14 protein-coding genes are annotated in these 15,561 nt (G+C 58.1%); 3 read left to right on the top strand and 11 right to left on the bottom strand.

Annotation, left to right across the window (positions count from 1 at the left end):
* Positions 1-56: 56 nt before the first annotated feature.
* Positions 57-848, bottom strand: coding sequence for a molybdate ABC transporter substrate-binding protein (gene modA, locus FB593_RS16555; RefSeq protein WP_112290034.1), 792 nt, complete (start codon positions 846-848; stop codon positions 57-59).
* 130 nt (positions 849-978) lie between these two features.
* Positions 979-2,262, bottom strand: a complete 1,284-nt coding sequence (locus FB593_RS16560) for an NAD(P)/FAD-dependent oxidoreductase (protein WP_112290032.1) — start codon at positions 2,260-2,262, stop codon at positions 979-981.
* A gap of 130 nt (positions 2,263-2,392) precedes the next feature.
* Between FB593_RS16560 and FB593_RS16565 the strand changes: the two genes are divergently transcribed.
* Together FB593_RS16565 and FB593_RS16570 are read left to right on the top strand one after the other, a co-directional pair.
* Entirely contained in the window at positions 2,393-3,304 is a 912-nt protein-coding gene (locus FB593_RS16565; RefSeq protein ID WP_112290030.1) for a LysR family transcriptional regulator, read from the top strand.
* Between the two features lie 116 nt (positions 3,305-3,420).
* Positions 3,421-3,657 (top strand): Lrp/AsnC ligand binding domain-containing protein, encoded by a 237-nt coding sequence (locus FB593_RS16570; RefSeq protein WP_003516842.1) that lies wholly within the window; start codon positions 3,421-3,423, stop codon positions 3,655-3,657.
* A 309-nt stretch (positions 3,658-3,966) separates the two neighbouring features.
* Here the strand turns inward: FB593_RS16570 and FB593_RS16575 are convergent, their stop codons facing one another.
* From FB593_RS16575 to epmA, 3 genes are all read right to left on the bottom strand, one after another.
* Entirely contained in the window at positions 3,967-4,155 is a 189-nt protein-coding gene (locus FB593_RS16575) for a hypothetical protein (RefSeq protein WP_003516843.1), read from the bottom strand.
* A gap of 378 nt (positions 4,156-4,533) precedes the next feature.
* On the bottom strand, positions 4,534-5,598 hold the full coding sequence (locus FB593_RS16580) for a lysine-2,3-aminomutase-like protein (protein ID WP_111799096.1): 1,065 nt from the start codon (positions 5,596-5,598) through the stop codon (positions 4,534-4,536).
* Entirely contained in the window at positions 5,595-6,659 is a 1,065-nt protein-coding gene (gene epmA / locus FB593_RS16585; protein ID WP_111799095.1) for an EF-P lysine aminoacylase EpmA, read from the bottom strand. The genes FB593_RS16580 and epmA overlap by 4 nt, the downstream gene beginning before the upstream one ends.
* Before the next feature lie 250 nt (positions 6,660-6,909).
* Between epmA and efp the strand changes: the two genes are divergently transcribed.
* Complete coding sequence (efp, locus tag FB593_RS16590; RefSeq protein ID WP_065663025.1) at positions 6,910-7,479, top strand: elongation factor P; 570 nt, start codon at positions 6,910-6,912, stop codon at positions 7,477-7,479.
* Positions 7,480-7,592: 113 nt separating this feature from the next.
* On the opposite strand, the gene FB593_RS16595 is transcribed toward efp, so the two are convergent.
* The 6 genes from FB593_RS16595 to FB593_RS27710 form a co-directional block, all read right to left on the bottom strand.
* On the bottom strand, positions 7,593-9,035 hold the full coding sequence (locus tag FB593_RS16595; protein ID WP_019566102.1) for an efflux transporter outer membrane subunit: 1,443 nt from the start codon (positions 9,033-9,035) through the stop codon (positions 7,593-7,595).
* A 149-nt stretch (positions 9,036-9,184) separates the two neighbouring features.
* On the bottom strand, positions 9,185-12,274 hold the full coding sequence (locus tag FB593_RS16600; protein ID WP_111796509.1) for an efflux RND transporter permease subunit: 3,090 nt from the start codon (positions 12,272-12,274) through the stop codon (positions 9,185-9,187).
* A 53-nt stretch (positions 12,275-12,327) separates the two neighbouring features.
* The gene (locus FB593_RS16605) at positions 12,328-13,530 is read right to left on the bottom strand and encodes an efflux RND transporter periplasmic adaptor subunit (protein ID WP_113473866.1); all 1,203 of its coding nucleotides are present in this window, start codon (positions 13,528-13,530) and stop codon (positions 12,328-12,330) included.
* A gap of 198 nt (positions 13,531-13,728) precedes the next feature.
* Positions 13,729-14,388, bottom strand: coding sequence for a TetR family transcriptional regulator (locus FB593_RS16610; protein WP_013636828.1), 660 nt, complete (start codon positions 14,386-14,388; stop codon positions 13,729-13,731).
* Positions 14,389-14,390: 2 nt separating this feature from the next.
* On the bottom strand, positions 14,391-15,341 hold the full coding sequence (locus tag FB593_RS16615) for a phosphoribosylaminoimidazolesuccinocarboxamide synthase (RefSeq protein ID WP_065703452.1): 951 nt from the start codon (positions 15,339-15,341) through the stop codon (positions 14,391-14,393).
* On the bottom strand, positions 15,325-15,561 hold a 237-nt coding region (locus tag FB593_RS27710), incomplete at its 5' end, for a hypothetical protein (protein WP_210246038.1). The genes FB593_RS16615 and FB593_RS27710, both read right to left, overlap by 17 nt.

Below are 15,561 nucleotides of genomic sequence, written 5' to 3' on the forward strand. Positions count from 1 at the left end.
ATCCTACAATCGTCATCTCTCGCGGTCCCATACGGCATGGGACCGCGAAACGCAGTTTATTTCAAAACGGTAAAGCCTTGCTTTTCGAAGAAGGGCGTAGCCTTGGCGGACTTCAGGAAATCCAGATAGGATTTTGCCGCCGGAGATTTTGCTTCCGAGAGAATGGCGACGGGGTAGATGATCGGCGGATGGCTGTCTTCCGGGAAGGTGCCGACGATCTTCACGCCCGGATCGGCGGCCGCATCGGTCTGGTAGACGATGCCATAGGGCGCTTCGCCGCGCGACACGAGCAGCAGCGCTGCGCGCACGCTTTCCGCGCCGGCGACTTTCTTTTCCACGGATGACCAGACGCCGAGTTTTTCCAGCGCAGCCTTGCCGTATTTACCCGCCGGAACGGAATCGACCGCGCCCATGGCCAGTCGGCCATCGCCCACCAGTCCGGCGAGATCGAAGTCCTTTTTGATATCGACCGGCTTGGCCTTGTCGGCCGGGGCGACGAGAACGATGCGGTTGCCAAGAAGATTGGAGCGGCTTTCGACGTTGATCAGCTTCTTTTCGGCAACATAATCCATCCAGGCGAGGTCGGCGGAAATGAAGATATCCGCCGGTGCACCCTGCTCGATCTGTTTGGCGAGTGCGGAGCTTGCGGCGTAGGACACGGTCGCTTCATTGCCGCTTTCCTTCGCCCATTCGGCATTGATCGCATCAAGTGCGTTTTTCATGCTCGCGGCAGCAAACACCGTGACTTTTTCGGCGGCATGGGCGGGAACCACAGCAAAGGATGCAGCCACCCAGAAGGATGTTGCTGCGGCGATGGTTTTGAAGAAGGTGCGGCGTAAGAGTCTCATGGTGTGTTCCCCCGGCTCGAGATATCCTGATGAATATATCGATAGGCCTATAGGGCAATCATTATATTTTCAAGAATATATCGATGCCGTTTGAAAAAGCCGCCACGATCGGCGGCTTTCGGCCTGTTGATCAGAAGCGTTCACCGGCGAAATGAGCGATCTGTGCGCCCGCCTCGTAATAGGCTTCCTTCACTGCCCGGAAGGCCTGCGCTTTTGGTTCGGTTGCGGGAAGAGGCAGGTCGTTTTCGGCGATATCACCGAGAATATGTTGCGCAATCACCTTGCCGAAGGCAGTACCGGGTGCGATGCCGCGGCCATTATAACCGGAAAAACCGACGACATTTTCCGCGAATTTATGGAAACGCGGCACGGCATTGTCCGTCATGCCGATCTGGCCGTACCATTCGCATTCGAATTCCGTCTCGCCCAGTTGCGGGAAAAGCCGCTTCAGCGATCGTTTGGCCCATGCCCGGTGAATGGCGGCACCCGTGCTGCGCAAGGCGCCGACGCTGCCGAAGACCAGCCGACCCGCTTTGTCCATGCGGAACGAGGAGAGGATTTCCTTTGTATCCCAGCAACCTTCTCGGTTCGGCAGGATACTCTTTTGCAGATTGTCGCTAAGCGGTCTGGTCGCGAAGTTGAAGTAGGGCAGGTAGGTCTGTTCGTCGCGGACGATCTGCCACGGCCCGGTGCTGTAGGCTTCGGTGGCGACGACGATCCAGTTGGCGGTCACCGATCCCTGCGGTGTTTTTACCACCCATTTTCCGCCGCTACGTTCGGTCGACACGACGGGGCTCGCGGTGTGCAGCCGTGCTCCTGCCTTTTGCGCGGTGGCAGCCAGACCACGAACATAGGCAAGCGGCTGAAGCGTGCCCGCGCGCGTATCGAAAAGTGCGCCGGAATAGGCGGTGCTGCCGGTGTGTCTTGCCGTTTCATCGGCATCGAGAAGGTGGACGGGAGCGCCTCTGGCTGCCCATTGTTCGCAGCGCTCGCGAATTTCGGCGAGCCCTTTTTCACCGACGGCGCAATGCAATGTGCCATTCTTTTCGATCTCGCAGGGAATCGCGTGTTTTTCCACCAATTCGCGCACCAGCAACGGCGCATCACCCAGAAGGCTGAGAAGCCGTTCCCCGTAGGTTTCGCCCAGCACGCCGGGCAACTCCCTCGGCATGACCCACATGCCGCCGTTGATGAGACCGACATTGCGGCCGGCGCCGCCGAAGCCGATTTCCCTGGCTTCGAGAAGAACGACATCCATGTCCTTTTCAGCAAGATGAAGGGCGGCGGATTGTCCGGTGAAGCCGCCACCGACAATCACCACATCGGCAACCGCCTCGCCTTGCAGAGCAGGCGTTGCGGGCGGCTGCGGCGCGGTCTTTTCCCAGAGGCCGTGCGAGCGGGGATCATTATACATCGTTCCACCATTTTCCGGGCGAGTTCATTTGTTTTCCGTATGAGTGACAAGCCCTTGTTTATGAGACTTTACAAGCGGCCTCACCTGTTGAATATCGACATATCGTCAAGAGTTCATTCCGTGAGGGAATATGGTTCTGCCGCCTCGGCGCTTCTTACCGTCGCTTTCACTTCTTGCGGCCTTTGAAGCCGCCTCGCGCACCGGCAGCGTGACCGCGGCTGCGAGAGAACTCGGGCTTACTCAAGGCGCGGTCAGCCGGCAGATCCTCGCGCTTGAGGAGCAGCTTGGCGTGGCGCTGTTTCTGCGCGAGCGGCAGACAATCCGGCTCACCCGGGCGGGGGAGGGTTATGCGCGGGAAATCCGGGAGGCCCTGCGGCGAATATCGACCGCGTCGCTCAATCTGCGCGCCAATCCGGATGGCGGCACGCTCAATCTCGGTGTTCTGCCAAGCTTTGGTACGCGCTGGCTGGTGCCGCGTCTTCCCGATTTCATCGCCCGACATCCGGGCGTTTCGGTCAATCTTCTTACGCGTTCGTCGCTGTTTGATTTCCGTACCGATACAGTCGATGCGGCGATACATTTCGGTTTGCCGCATTGGCCGGGTACCGAACTCGTTTTTCTGATGCATGAAACAGTCATTCCAGTGTGCAGTCCCGCTTTCAGGGAGCGCTACGGGCTTTCACAGCCGGGCGATCTGCTGCATGTGCCGCTGCTGCACATGACGACCCGGCCGGATGCCTGGGAACAATGGTTTCGCAGCCATGATGTGGTTTTCGACAATGTGCATGGCATGCTTTTTGATCAGTTCACGACGATTGCCGAGGCGGCGAGTGCCGGGGTCGGGGCATCGCTCATTCCGTCCTTCATGATCGGGGAGGAGTTGCGAAGCGGCCGGCTTGTCGCGGCGGTTACCGGCGAGGTGGAGAGCGAAGAGGCCTATTATCTCGCCTGCATGCCGGATCGCGCCGGTTACGCTCCGCTTGAAAGTTTTCGAAGCTGGATCGTTTCTCAGGCCGCGATCGGAGTTGGTAGCAGCGGATGAGACTTTTCTGCCTAAACCGGCAGGCGGTCTTGCAAGACCGGCGCGGCTAAGCCAATAGTGCGCCATGACGCATGGCGAAGAGCCACGCACCACAAGTTCCAATACGGGAGATGTCCGTGAAGCCCATTTTTGTCCAGCTTCAATGCGAGCCCGGCAAGACCTATGATGTCGCCGATGCCATCTACAAAACGGAGCTGGTTTCCGAGCTTTATTCCACCAGCGGCGAATATGATCTGATGCTGAAGATCTATCTTCCGCAGGAAGAGGATATCGGCAAGTTCATCAACCAGAACATCGTCAATATTCCAGGCATCGTCCGCTCGTTGACGACGCTGACCTTTACCGCGTTCTGACGCGCGTCTGGGCGGCGAGAGAGTCTTTTCAGCCCCAGGATCTGGGCTGGCTGGATTCCTGCGACAAGCGCAGAAACGAGGAGCGGTGGGAGTTCTAAGAGCGCGTGGCTTTTGCACTCTAATCCGGATTTGAAAAAGCTATTTCACCTTAGTGCAGGGCGTATTGATACACCCCGTCGTGGTTTATGACAGACCAGTGGACGAATTGTCAGGCAATAGAAAAGCGCGCCATCGACCCGGTATTCGGGATCCGATATTGGGCGCGCTTTGGTTTTGAAAGGTCCGTGAGCGGGTGATGGGTTTCCCGCATCAGGCCGCGGCCAGGTTCCGGCTGCGCACGAGATTGCGAATTGCAATCCGCACATCGTCGGCGCTGTCGAACTTCTGTTCGTCCAGGTCGTGGACGTGGAACTTCACCGCGATGAACTTCAGCCGGTCGTTGTCCGGTATGACGATGCCGACGGGTTCGCCAGCGAATTCAATAACTTGCTTTTGCATAGGTATACTCCCGCTGTGGCTCATTAACACAGCATGTCGTCGAACTGATTTTCAGAAAATTGAGACCGTCAGGTCACATTCGACAGCAGCGGGAACACGTGGATTTAAATCCAGCATTCCAGGACTCAAGACCAAGGATTGCGTTGATGCGAATATATTTTGACATGACACACTCCCTGTATTGGTGTTGATCCGGAATCAGGAGACTCGCTCTCCAGTTCCACACTGATAATCCAGACCACCATTAAAATCAATGCTGATTGTTATAGGTAGAATATTTTTCTTTATGATGACAGGAGGGGGGCGGAAATGTGAAATTTTTGTTTTCGTTCGACGCCGCTTTGAAAAGCCCGGCACGGCGGGCTTTTTATGCTTTTTTTAATCGTCGCCGGATGCAGGCGGTGGGTAAATATGATCGTTTCCGTTGAAGTCCGAGACGGAGTAGCAGCCATCGCGGGTTTTTTCGGCCGCATTCGGGCCGATCGTGGCCTTGCCGTGACCGCCCGGAATGTCGAGGACGTAGGTCGGCTGGCAAAGACCGGAGACATGCCCGCGCAAGGCGGAAACGATTCGCTGACCTTCTTCTATCGTCAGCCGGAAATGGCTGGTGCCGGGCGCAAGGTCGGGGTGGTGCAGGTAGTAAGGCTTGATACGGTTCTCGACAAAGGCGCGCATCAGTTCGGCGAGAATTGCCGAATCATCGTTGATGCCCTTCAAAAGCACGGTCTGGCTGACCATGGCGATGCCGGCATCGATCAGCCGCGCGCAAGCACTTCTAGCTGCTTGCCCAAGTTCGCGTGCGTGGTTGGCGTGCAGGGCCACATAGGTGGTTTTGCCGCTGGCCTTCAATGCCTCGATCAGCGGCCCGTCGATTCGTTCGGGATCGACGACCGGCACACGGGTGTGGAAGCGAACGATCTTGACGTGCGGTACGTCTTTCAGCCGCGTCATCAGGTCGGACAATCGCCGCGCCGAGAGTACCAGAGGATCGCCGCCGGTGAGGATGACCTCCCAGATGGCCGGGTTGGCTTTTATATAGTCGAATGCGGCGTCCAGCTCTTCCGGGCTCATCATGCCGTTGCCCTGCGGCCCGACCATTTCGCGGCGGAAACAGAAACGGCAATAGACGGGGCAGACATGCACCGCCTTCAAGAGCACCCGGTCCGGGTAACGGTGGACGATGCCATGGACGGGACTATGTGCAGCGTCGCCGATCGGATCGTCCCGTTCTTCGGGAAGGTGGACGAGTTCGGCTAGGTCCGGCAAGAATTGCCGCGCGATGGGGTCCTGCGGATCGCCGCTGTCCATCAGATCGGCCATTGTCGCTGTGATGGCTAACGCGTAACGCTGCGTCACCGCGCGCACGTCCTCGAGCGCCTCGGTCTTGATCAACCCTGCCTCAACAAGTGCTTCGGGTGTCTTGATGGTTTCAAGCCTTGTCATCGTCCGTATTCCGCGACGGGTGCCCACATGACCAGATCGATTCGGGGCGCGCCGGTTGCCAGCATCACCAGTCGGTCGAAACCGAGTGCTATGCCGCTTGCCGGCGGCATGATCGCCAGCGCAGCCAGAAAATCCTCGTCCAAAGGATAGGTCTCGCCGTAAACCCGCTGCTTCTCAACCATCTCCATTTCGAAACGCCGTCTCTGCTCAGCAGCGTCTGTCAATTCGCCAAAGGCATTGGCAAGTTCCACGCCACACGCATAAAGCTCGAACCGTTCCGCCACCCGCGCATCCCCAGGCGATTTGCGGGCAAGCGCAGCCTCGCTTGTGGGATATTCATCGAGAATGGTGGCGCGGCCGAAGCCCAGTTCTGGTTCCACCCGCTCTACGATAACGCGGCTGAACATATCCGCCCAGGTATCGTCCTTAGCCACACGAATTCCGGCATTGGTGAGGCTTGCGGCAAGGTGCCGGCTATCCGTCTCGCCGTTTCGGTCAATCGTCGCCAGAAGATCAATTCCCGCATAGCGATCGAAGGCTTCCGCGACGCTCAGACGTTCCGGTTCGAGGAACGGATCGACGCTGCGGCCACGATAGGTGAAATTGTTTGTTTTGGCGGTTTCTGCCGCCAGCGCCAGAAGATTGGCGCTGTCCTTCATCAGGATCTCGTAGGTTTCTCCTACCCTATACCATTCCAGCATCGTGAATTCTGGGTGGTGCAGGGGGCCTCTTTCCCGGTTTCGATAAACATGGGCGAAACAGAAAATGCGTTCTTCACCGGCCGCGAGCAATTTCTTGCAGGCGAATTCGGGCGAGGTGTGGAGATAGAGCGGAGCGGCGTCGCCGGCCGGCGTCAGTCCCTGGGTAGCGAAGGCATGCAGATGTGCCTCGTTGCCAGGAGAAATCTGCAATGTGGCGGTGTCGACCTCTAGAAAGTCCGCACGCGCGAAATAGCTGCGAAATTCCGACTGGATCGCGTTGCGTCCAAGCAGAAAGGCGCGGCGGTCGGCATGGACGTCGGGCGTCCACCAGGGCGACATTGTCTCGTTGCTTGAGCCCATCTCTTTTTTCTTTTCCGTCTTACCTGCTGGCCTTGTTACGGATAAACGGCCCGCAAAACGCCTGATCGCATCATTTAAAGCAATTCCGGGCGGAAAACCGCTAGGCACTCTTCCGCGAATTGCTGTAGAAGGCTGGCAATTCGCGCGGATTTAAGGTAGTTGCGCCCCAGAAAAAAGACAAAACGTCTGCCGGGCCGGTGCTATCGCGCAGTCCTTTACGACGCATTTCATCGAGTTACAAGGAAGTCATATGGTCAAGGTTATCGCCTCATCCGTCCGCAAGGGCAATGTTCTCGACGTGGACGGCAAGCTCTACGTTGTTCTCACCGCGCAGAACTTTCACCCGGGCAAGGGCACGCCGGTCACGCAGGTTGACATGCGCCGCATCGTTGACGGCGTGAAGGTTTCCGAGCGCTGGCGCACGACCGAACAGGTGGAGCGTGCTTTCGTCGAAGACCTGAACTTCCAGTTCCTTTATGAAGACGGCGAAGGCTTTCACTTCATGAACCCGGCAAACTACGACCAGGTCGTTGTCGATGTCGAGACGATGGGCGACCAGAAGGCCTATCTGCAGGAAGGCATGACCTGCGTTCTTTCCATTCACGAAGGCAATCCGCTGGCTGTCGAACTGCCGCGCCACGTCACGCTGGAAATCGTCGAAACGGAACCGGTTGTGAAGGGCCAGACGGCTTCCTCTTCCTACAAGCCGGCAATTCTTTCCAACGGCATCCGCACCATGGTGCCGCCGCACATCGACGCCGGTATCCGCGTGGTCATCGCGACGGAAGACAATTCCTACGTCGAGCGCGCCAAGAGCTGAGCCTGACGGCAGGTTAAACAAAAAGCACCGGGCGACCGGTGCTTTTTTTGTATCTGGAATACAAAAAAAGCCCGCGTCTCGACGCGGGCTTTTCATTTGCCTTGAGGCGTTTCTTACATGCCCTTTGCAGCGGCCACGGTTGGGCCGGCGGACTTCTTCGGGGCAGGCTGGCCAACGGCATAACCGCCACCGAGAGCCACGTTGAGCGAGACATAATCCTGCGCGGTCGTCTGGATCGCCGTTGCAAGGTTTGCCTGCGCATCGGAGACCGACCGCTGGGCATCCAGAACGTCGAGCAGAGACGAAGCACCGTCACGATAGCTGGCTGTCGAGAGCTGCAGCGCTTCCTGGTAGGATGAGACAGTCTTTCTCAGCGCGTCGACGGTACGCTGGTCGCGATTGATAGCGGCCAGGGCGTTTTCGACTTCTTCAACCGCGTTGAGAACGGTTGCCTTCCAGACGAGATATTGCTCGCGTGCTTGCGAGTTCGCGATGTCGACATTGGCGCGCAGTCTGCCACCATCGAGGATCGGGAGAGTTAGGCTCGGACCGAAGGACCAGCTATTGGCCGTTCCCCTGCCGCCGCCACTCAGGAAATTGTAGCTCGGGGTGATCGCGCCACCAAGCTCGATGCTTGGATAAAGCTGTGCCTCGGTTACACCGATCGTGGCGACCGCAGCGGCGAGATTGCGTTCCGCGACGCGGATGTCGGGACGGTTGCGGATCAGGTCGGCCGGGATGCCGGTGCGGGGAACAGCGCGCGCAACAGGCTGGCGTGCGCCCTTCTGCAGCTCGGCGATGAGCGACGAGGCCGGCATGCCGAGCAGGGTCGCGATGCGGTGGGCTGACTTGCGGAAGCTGGTTTCGAGGCCGGGTATCTGCGACAGCGTTGAATTGACCAGACCTTCGGACTGGACGACATCGAGACGCGAGGCCGCACCCGCTTCGAGCTGCAGCTTCGTCAGATCAAGCGTTTCGCGGCGTGAACTCAGGTTCTGGCGGGCAATCGCCAGGCGCTCCTGATAATAGCGCACGTCGATATAGGCCGCGGCGACTGAGGAAATCAGCGTCAGGCGCTGAACGTCGACGGTGGAGTACGCGGCGTCTAGCGAAGCATCGGCGCTTTCCGTTGCCCGGCGATAGCGACCGAAAAGGTCGAGGAACCAGGAAATGCTAAGGCTGCCGTTGGACACGTTGGTGACGGGAACGTCACGGTAGCTGCCCTTGGTCTCGCTGGTCGTGTGGCTGCCACTGCCAGTCAGGCTCGGCAGGCCGCCGGCGCCGTCCACGATCACCTGGGCCTGCGCCTGATTGATGCGCTCGATTGCCTGCATCACGGTGAGGTTCTGCGCAAGGCCAGTGGAGACGTAACCGTTCAGGCGGTTGTCGTTAAAGGCCGTCCACCATGCAACGCTGCTGATGTCGCCATTACTGGTTTTTCCGGCTTCCGCGAACTTTCCCGGCAATTGAATTTCCGGCGTCTTGTGGTCGGGTCCGACAACGCAGCCCGAAAGCAGTAGCATTGTCAGGGGAATAGTAGCGCGAATAGACAGCATATAATTTTCCCAATTCTCTGGTTGGCTTACCAAGCGCGGCTTGCTGACAAATGGGCTGCGCGGTCGATATGCCCTAGAAACGTGCGTTTGCCAAATCGGCCATATTTCTAGCAGCGTATTAACGGTTGGCACAGCCCATTTTTGTTTTGTTAACGCCTTGAAAGGCGACGAATGATGACGAAAAAGGACGGAACGAAGAAAATTCCGAGCAGTGTTGCAGAAAGCATACCACCCAGCACCCCTATACCGATTGCATTTTGCGCAGCGGAACCCGCTCCGGTTGCGATCGCGAGAGGCACGACGCCGAGGATGAAGGCGAGCGACGTCATGACGATCGGACGCAGGCGCAGCTTCGCCGCCTCCAGTGCCGCCTCCACCAGACTTAACCCGTGCTCCTGCCTCTCCTTGGCGAATTCAACGATCAGGATCGCGTTTTTCGCGGCAAGGCCGATGGTCGTCAGCAGGCCCACCTTGAAGTAGACGTCGTTCGTCTGGCCGAAGAAATGGGCCGCAGTCAAAGCGCCGAGGACACCCACCGGGACAGCCAGAATGACCGAGAACGGGATCGACCAGCTTTCATAAAGGGCAGCCAGGCAAAGGAACACGATGAGAACCGACAGCGCGTACAGCATGGGCGCCTGCGAGCCGGAAAGGCGTTCCTGATAGGAGATGCCCTGCCATGCCACGGTGTAACCGCCAGGCATGCTTGCCGTCAGACGTTCCATCTCGTCCATGGCTTCGCCGGAAGCAACGCCTGCGCCGGCGGTGCCTTCAAGCGAAATCGCGCCCGTACCGTTGTAGCGTGCCAGTGACGGCGGCGCGTTGATCCACTTCACCTCGCTGAAGGAGGAGAAAGGTACCATTTCGCCGCTGGTGTTGCGGGCATACCAGAACTTCAGGTCGTCCGGCTGCATGCGATAGGGTGCATCGCCCTGAACATAGACCGGCTTGAGCTCACCGTTCAGGGTGAAGTCGTTGACATCCCGGCCGGCAAAGATCGTCGACAGCATCAGGTTCACGGAGGAAAGATCGACGCCCATGGCCCCCATCTTTTCCTGATCGAGAATGATCTTCATCTGCGTTTCGTTGTCCTGGCTGTCGCTTCGCAGAGAGCTGATCTTTGGATTGCTTGTTGCAAGCGCAATCAGGTCCTTGGAGGTTGCGGTCAGAGCGTCGGTGCCGTTGCGGCCGCTATCCACGAGATACATGGAGAAACCGCTCGACGTGCCCATCCCCTGAATTGCCGGCGGCAAAAGCGGGAATACCTGTGCATCGCGGAAGCCGAAGAACGTACCCATTGCCCGCTGCACAATGGCGGCGGCGTGTTGATCGGGTGCGGTTCGCTCGGAAAAGTCCTTGAGCTTGGTGAAGACGATCGCGTTGTTCTGACCCGAACCGCTGAAGCTGAATCCAAGCACGCCGAAAACCGATTCGACATTGGCTGCTTCTTTTTCACGGAAGTAGCTTTCGACCTGTTTTACCACCTCGTTGGTGCGTTCGATGTTCGAACCGGTCGGTGTCTGGATGATCGTCAGCAGCACGCCCTGATCTTCCTGTGGGAGGAAGGAGCTTGGCAGTTTGGTGAAGAACCAGGCGCAGCCGCCGACGACGATCAGGAAAAGAATCGTCACGCGCAGGGGCCGCTTCAGCAGATAGCCGATCGACGAAACATAGCCGTCCGTCGTCTTGCCGAAGCCGCGGTTGAACCAGGCACCCGGTCCACGCTGCTTTTTGGTATGGTCGATGGGCTTCAGCATTGTGGCGCACAGCGCCGGCGTCAGAACGATGGCGACCACCGCCGAAAGCAGCATGGCCGAAACGATCGTGATCGAGAACTGGCGATAGATGATACCAGTCGATCCGCCAAAGAAGGCCATGGGAATAAACACGGCGGTCAGGACGAGCGCGATGCCGATGATGGCGCCAGTTATCTCGCCCATCGATTTTTCCGTCGCCTCGACCGGCGACAGGCCCTCTTCCGACATGATGCGCTCGACGTTTTCAACAACGACGATGGCGTCATCCACGAGAAGGCCGATCGCCAGAACCATAGCGAACATGGTCAGCGTATTGATAGAATATCCGGTGACTGCGAGGATGCCGAACGTGCCGAGGAGCACGACGGGCACGGCGATCATCGGAATGAAGGTGGCGCGCAGGTTTTGCAGGAAGACCAGCAGCACGACGAAGACGAGAATGATCGCCTCGATCAGCGTATGCACCACTTTCTCGATCGACAGCTTCACGAAGGGTGTCGTGTCGTAGGGATATTCGATCGAGACGCCTGCAGGCAGCGAACCCTCAACGGCGGTAAGTGCGGACTTGACACGTGCTGCAGTATCGAGCGCGTTGGCGCCCGTGGCGAGGTTGACCGCGAAACCGGCGGAAGGACGGCCGTTGGAGCGGGAATCACCGCCATAGGTTTCCTGGCCGATTTCGATGCGGGCCACGTCGCTCAGGCGAACGGTTGCGCCGTCCTTCTCAACCTTCAAGATGACCGATTCGAAATCGGCGACGGTGGTGAGCTGGCTCTGCGCCGTCACCGTCACATTGAGCTGCTGGCCCTGGACGGCGGGAACGGCACCGAGGGAGCCGACCGAAACCTGGGTGTTCTGGCTTTCGATGGCGCCGGTGACGTCAGCCGTGGTCAGCTGGTATTTGTTGAGCTTGAACGGGTCGAGCCAGATGCGCATCGCATATTCGGAACCGAAGACGTTGATGCTGCCCACGCCTTCAAGGCGCTTGATCTGGTCTTCAACGCGCGAGGAGAACACGTCGCCGAGATCTGCCGAATTGCGCTTGCCGTCCGTCGAGATCAGCGCACCCACCATCAGAATGCTCGATGTGGAGCGGCTGACCTGAATACCGCGCTGCTGCACGGTGTCGGGCAATTGCGACTGCACGAGCTGCAGCTTGTTCTGCACCTGAACCTGCGCGATGTCAGGCAGGATGCTGTTGCCGAAGGTCAGTGTCACTTCGGCGCTGCCGGTCGAGGAAGACGAGGTCATATAGGTGAGATCGTCGAGGCCGGTCATGCCGTCCTCAATGATGGTCGTCACCGATTTTTCGACCGTCTCCGCGCTAGCGCCATTATAGGTTGCGCTGACGCGGACCGTCGTCGGGGCAATATCGGGATATTGCGAGATGGAGAGCGTCACAATTGCCAGAGCGCCGCCCAGCATGATGACGATGGCGATAACCCATGCAAAAACGGGGCGCCTGATAAAGAAATGGGCCATGGCAGTCCTGCCTTACCTTTTACGAGCTTCGACCGAGGGTTTCGTGCTCATGTTTATTTCGAGGGGGCGGCGGCAGGCGGAGCTTGCTGCGGCAGAACGACGATACCGCGATCGTCGATGGTCACTTCCACGGGCGCGACCGTCGCGCCGTCGGCAATCCACTGGAAACCGTCAACGATGAGCTTGTCGCCATCCTTGACGTTTTCCGTCACCAGCCAGGCATTGCCCGACTGCTGGCTGGACGGGAAGGTGCGCGTTTCCACCTTGTTTTCCCCGGTGACAAATTTTGCGGTCAGTTCGCCATTGGCGTTCCGGCTCGCTGCGCGCTGCGGGATGCGGAAACCCGTTTCCTTACCGATGGTCAGCGTTGCGCGAACATAGGTGCCGGGAAGCAGAAGATCGTCCGGGTTATCGAAGAGAGCACGGATGGAGAAGGTGCCCGTGGTTTCGCTCACCGCCATGTCCGACATGTCGATCTTGCCGTCATGCTTGTATTCGGTGCCGTCTTCCAGCGTCAGGTGAATGCCGGTTTCCTTGGTATCGCCGCCGAGCTGGCCCGACGAGATCGCCTTTTTCAGACGCAGAAGATTGATGCTGGATTCCATCAGATCGATGTAGATCGGATCGATGCGGCGCAGCGTCGTCAAAGCCGTCGTCTGGTTTGCCGTCACCACGTTGCCGATGCTGAAAGCGGTAGCGCTGGTGATGCCGTCGAAAGGCGCGCGGACCTTGGTGAGATCGAGATTGATCTCAGCCGTTTCCAGCGCAGCCTTGGTCTGGGCCACGTCGGCTTCGGCCTGAAGCAGCGTCACCTTGGCGTTTTCATATTCTATCTGCGTTGCGCCGCTGTTGACCAGCCGCTCGTAGCGGGCAAGGTTCGCCTGGGCGCTCGGAACGCTTGCTTCGGCTTTCGCTACGCTTGCCTTGGCCTGTGCCACTTCTGCCAGATAGGTGTTGTCTTCAATCTGGTAGAGAATGTCACCCTGCTTGACCTCGCTGCCTTCCTTGAAGGGAATGTCGCGGATGATGCCGGTGACGCGCGGGCGGATTTCCGCCGTCTGGAACGCGCTTGCGCGGCCGGGAAGAACGGTGGTCAGGGGATATTCGCTCGTCTTCATCACAATGATGCTGACCGGAGACGGGGGACGCGCGGCGCCCTGGCCGGCGGTCTGGCTGCTTTCGCCGCCATCGCTGCATCCCGCGAGAACTGCGGTCATGCACAGAGAAGCAAATAGGGGTAAAATACGTCGGCTCATTGTTCTTCCCTGCGTATCGGTCGCATTCAACTATAAGCGCAGTGTCGCTCGGCGGATGCTGGTCCGGGTGCAGGTACGATGGCTAAAGGCCCTATGGGGACCTTCTTCGTTCAATCTGCTCGGACCGCCATTCGCATAGAAGCGCAGGCTTTCACGCTTCGCAAGCAATTGCGAGAAGGTGACGTAAGTTGAGAATCGTCACTTAGCAAGCGGATTGCGCAATCCTGCCTCGATTAAATCAACCAGTTGATCGCAACGTGTTGCTAAATTGCCGATATCTTCCCGTGCGATGAGGACGGGATGGATGACGCTCGCGAGTGCGTGGAGGACGGTTTCCGCCAGAGGCGGGATGTCGGCGGGGGCGTAAATTCCCTTATCTACGCCATCGCGAATAATGTCAGCCACCAGGTTTGCTATGACGGATTTGTAATAGTCACCGCACTTCATGTCCTGCTTGGCCGTCATCAGGATCATTTCGAATATATAGGGATTGTCGTTGAGGTTCTGATGGTGTTGTTCCATCAGGGTGCGGGCGAGATGGCGCAGCCTTGAAACTGGTGCATGACTTTTATCGAGCGGGTGGATTTCCCGCTCGAATGCACCGATCTGCTCAAACCCGATGGCATCGACGAGCGCATTCTTCGAATTGAAGTTCTTGAAGACGTTCGCGGGCGACATGCCGAGTGCTGCGGCGATATCGGCAATCGCCACTGCATTGAACCCACGCTCGCGAAAAAGTTCTTCGGCTTTGGCAAGAATGTCCCGCCGCGTCTCTTCGGCGGAACGGCGAGGCCGGCGCTTGACAGGAACGTCGTTCTTCCTGTCACCCTTTCTCGCCTGTTCGATCGTTTTGCTCAAGGTCAGACTCCGGGGAAAAATTGCTCCAGGTTCCGGCGTACTCTTGCCAGCGGCGTCTCACCGCTATCGTCGGGAACGAAGCTTTGTCCGGTGATGCGTTCGTATGCATCAATATATACCCTTGACGTCTGCAATACGAGTTCCCGCGGAATTTCCGGAACGTCGTCCTTATAGGGATCGCAGCGTTCGGCAACCCAGGCTCTCACGAAATCCTTGTCGAAGCTTGCCGGCCGTGCGCCGTTGCGGAAGCTCTCTTCATAGGTTTCAGCCATCCAGTAGCGGCTGCTGTCAGGCGTGTGGATTTCGTCGGCCAGAATGATCGTGCCGTTTTCATCCGTGCCGAATTCGTATTTCGTATCGACGAGGATGAGGCCCTGCTTTGCGGCAATCTCCTGTCCGCGCTTGAACAGTGCGAGCGCGTAACGGGAAAGCGTGTCCCATTGCTCCTGCGTCAGAAGTTTCTTCTCCACTATCTCGGCCGGCGTCAACGGCTCGTCGTGACCACCATCGAAGGCCTTGCTCGTCGGCGTGATCACCGGCTCGGGCAAGATCTGGTTGTCCTTCATCCCGTCCGGCAGGCTCATGCCGTACATCTGTCTCTGGCCTTTCTTATAAAGGGTCAGGATCGATGTGCCGGTGGTGCCGGCCAGATAACCGCGAACCACCACTTCGACCGGCAATATTTCAAGCCTCTTGCCGATGACGACATTAGGATCGGGATAGCTGACCACGTGGTTGGGGCAGATATCCTTCGTCTGCTCGAACCAGTAGCGTGCCGTCTGGGTCAATACCTGCCCCTTATAAGGAACACAGGTGAGGATGCGGTCGAATGCGCTGAGGCGATCGGTTGATATGATAATGCGGTTGCCGTCGGGCAGATCGTAATTTTCACGCACCTTGCCACGGTAGTAATTCGGCAGCTCGGGAATGACGGCTTCATCGAGAATGCGCACGGGCTCTCCAATTCTTAAGGCTATAAGGGGCGTTGGACGCCCCAGTCTGGCTGAAACTCTTATCCGTTCCTATTGCATGTTTCCCGAAACAGAACCAGTCGGCACATACAGGAGGCTCCTCTTGCCCTCCCTTGCGGTCCACCTTGAAACTATCTTTTATTTTCATACGGTTAGCAAAAATGTCAGTTTTTTGACGATAGGTGTGTTGACTTGTTTGAGG

Source organism: Rhizobium sp. SJZ105, assembly GCF_007828365.1.
In the GTDB taxonomy this organism is placed as follows: domain Bacteria; phylum Pseudomonadota; class Alphaproteobacteria; order Rhizobiales; family Rhizobiaceae; genus Agrobacterium; species Agrobacterium tumefaciens.

Bases quoted from the DNA above. Each gene is read 5' to 3' on its own strand.
- modA (WP_112290034.1), bottom strand. From the start codon at position 848: ATGAGACTCTTACGCCGCACCTTCTTCAAAACCATCGCCGCAGCAACA.
- FB593_RS16560 (WP_112290032.1), bottom strand. From the start codon at position 2,262: ATGTATAATGATCCCCGCTCGCACGGCCTCTGGGAAAAGACCGCGCCG.
- FB593_RS16565 (WP_112290030.1), top strand. From the start codon at position 2,393: ATGGTTCTGCCGCCTCGGCGCTTCTTACCGTCGCTTTCACTTCTTGCG.
- FB593_RS16575 (WP_003516843.1), bottom strand. From the start codon at position 4,155: ATGCAAAAGCAAGTTATTGAATTCGCTGGCGAACCCGTCGGCATCGTC.
- FB593_RS16580 (WP_111799096.1), bottom strand. From the start codon at position 5,598: ATGACAAGGCTTGAAACCATCAAGACACCCGAAGCACTTGTTGAGGCA.
- epmA (WP_111799095.1), bottom strand. From the start codon at position 6,659: ATGGGCTCAAGCAACGAGACAATGTCGCCCTGGTGGACGCCCGACGTC.
- efp (WP_065663025.1), top strand. From the start codon at position 6,910: ATGGTCAAGGTTATCGCCTCATCCGTCCGCAAGGGCAATGTTCTCGAC.
- FB593_RS16595 (WP_019566102.1), bottom strand. From the start codon at position 9,035: ATGCTGTCTATTCGCGCTACTATTCCCCTGACAATGCTACTGCTTTCG.
- FB593_RS16600 (WP_111796509.1), bottom strand. From the start codon at position 12,274: ATGGCCCATTTCTTTATCAGGCGCCCCGTTTTTGCATGGGTTATCGCC.
- FB593_RS16605 (WP_113473866.1), bottom strand. From the start codon at position 13,530: ATGAGCCGACGTATTTTACCCCTATTTGCTTCTCTGTGCATGACCGCA.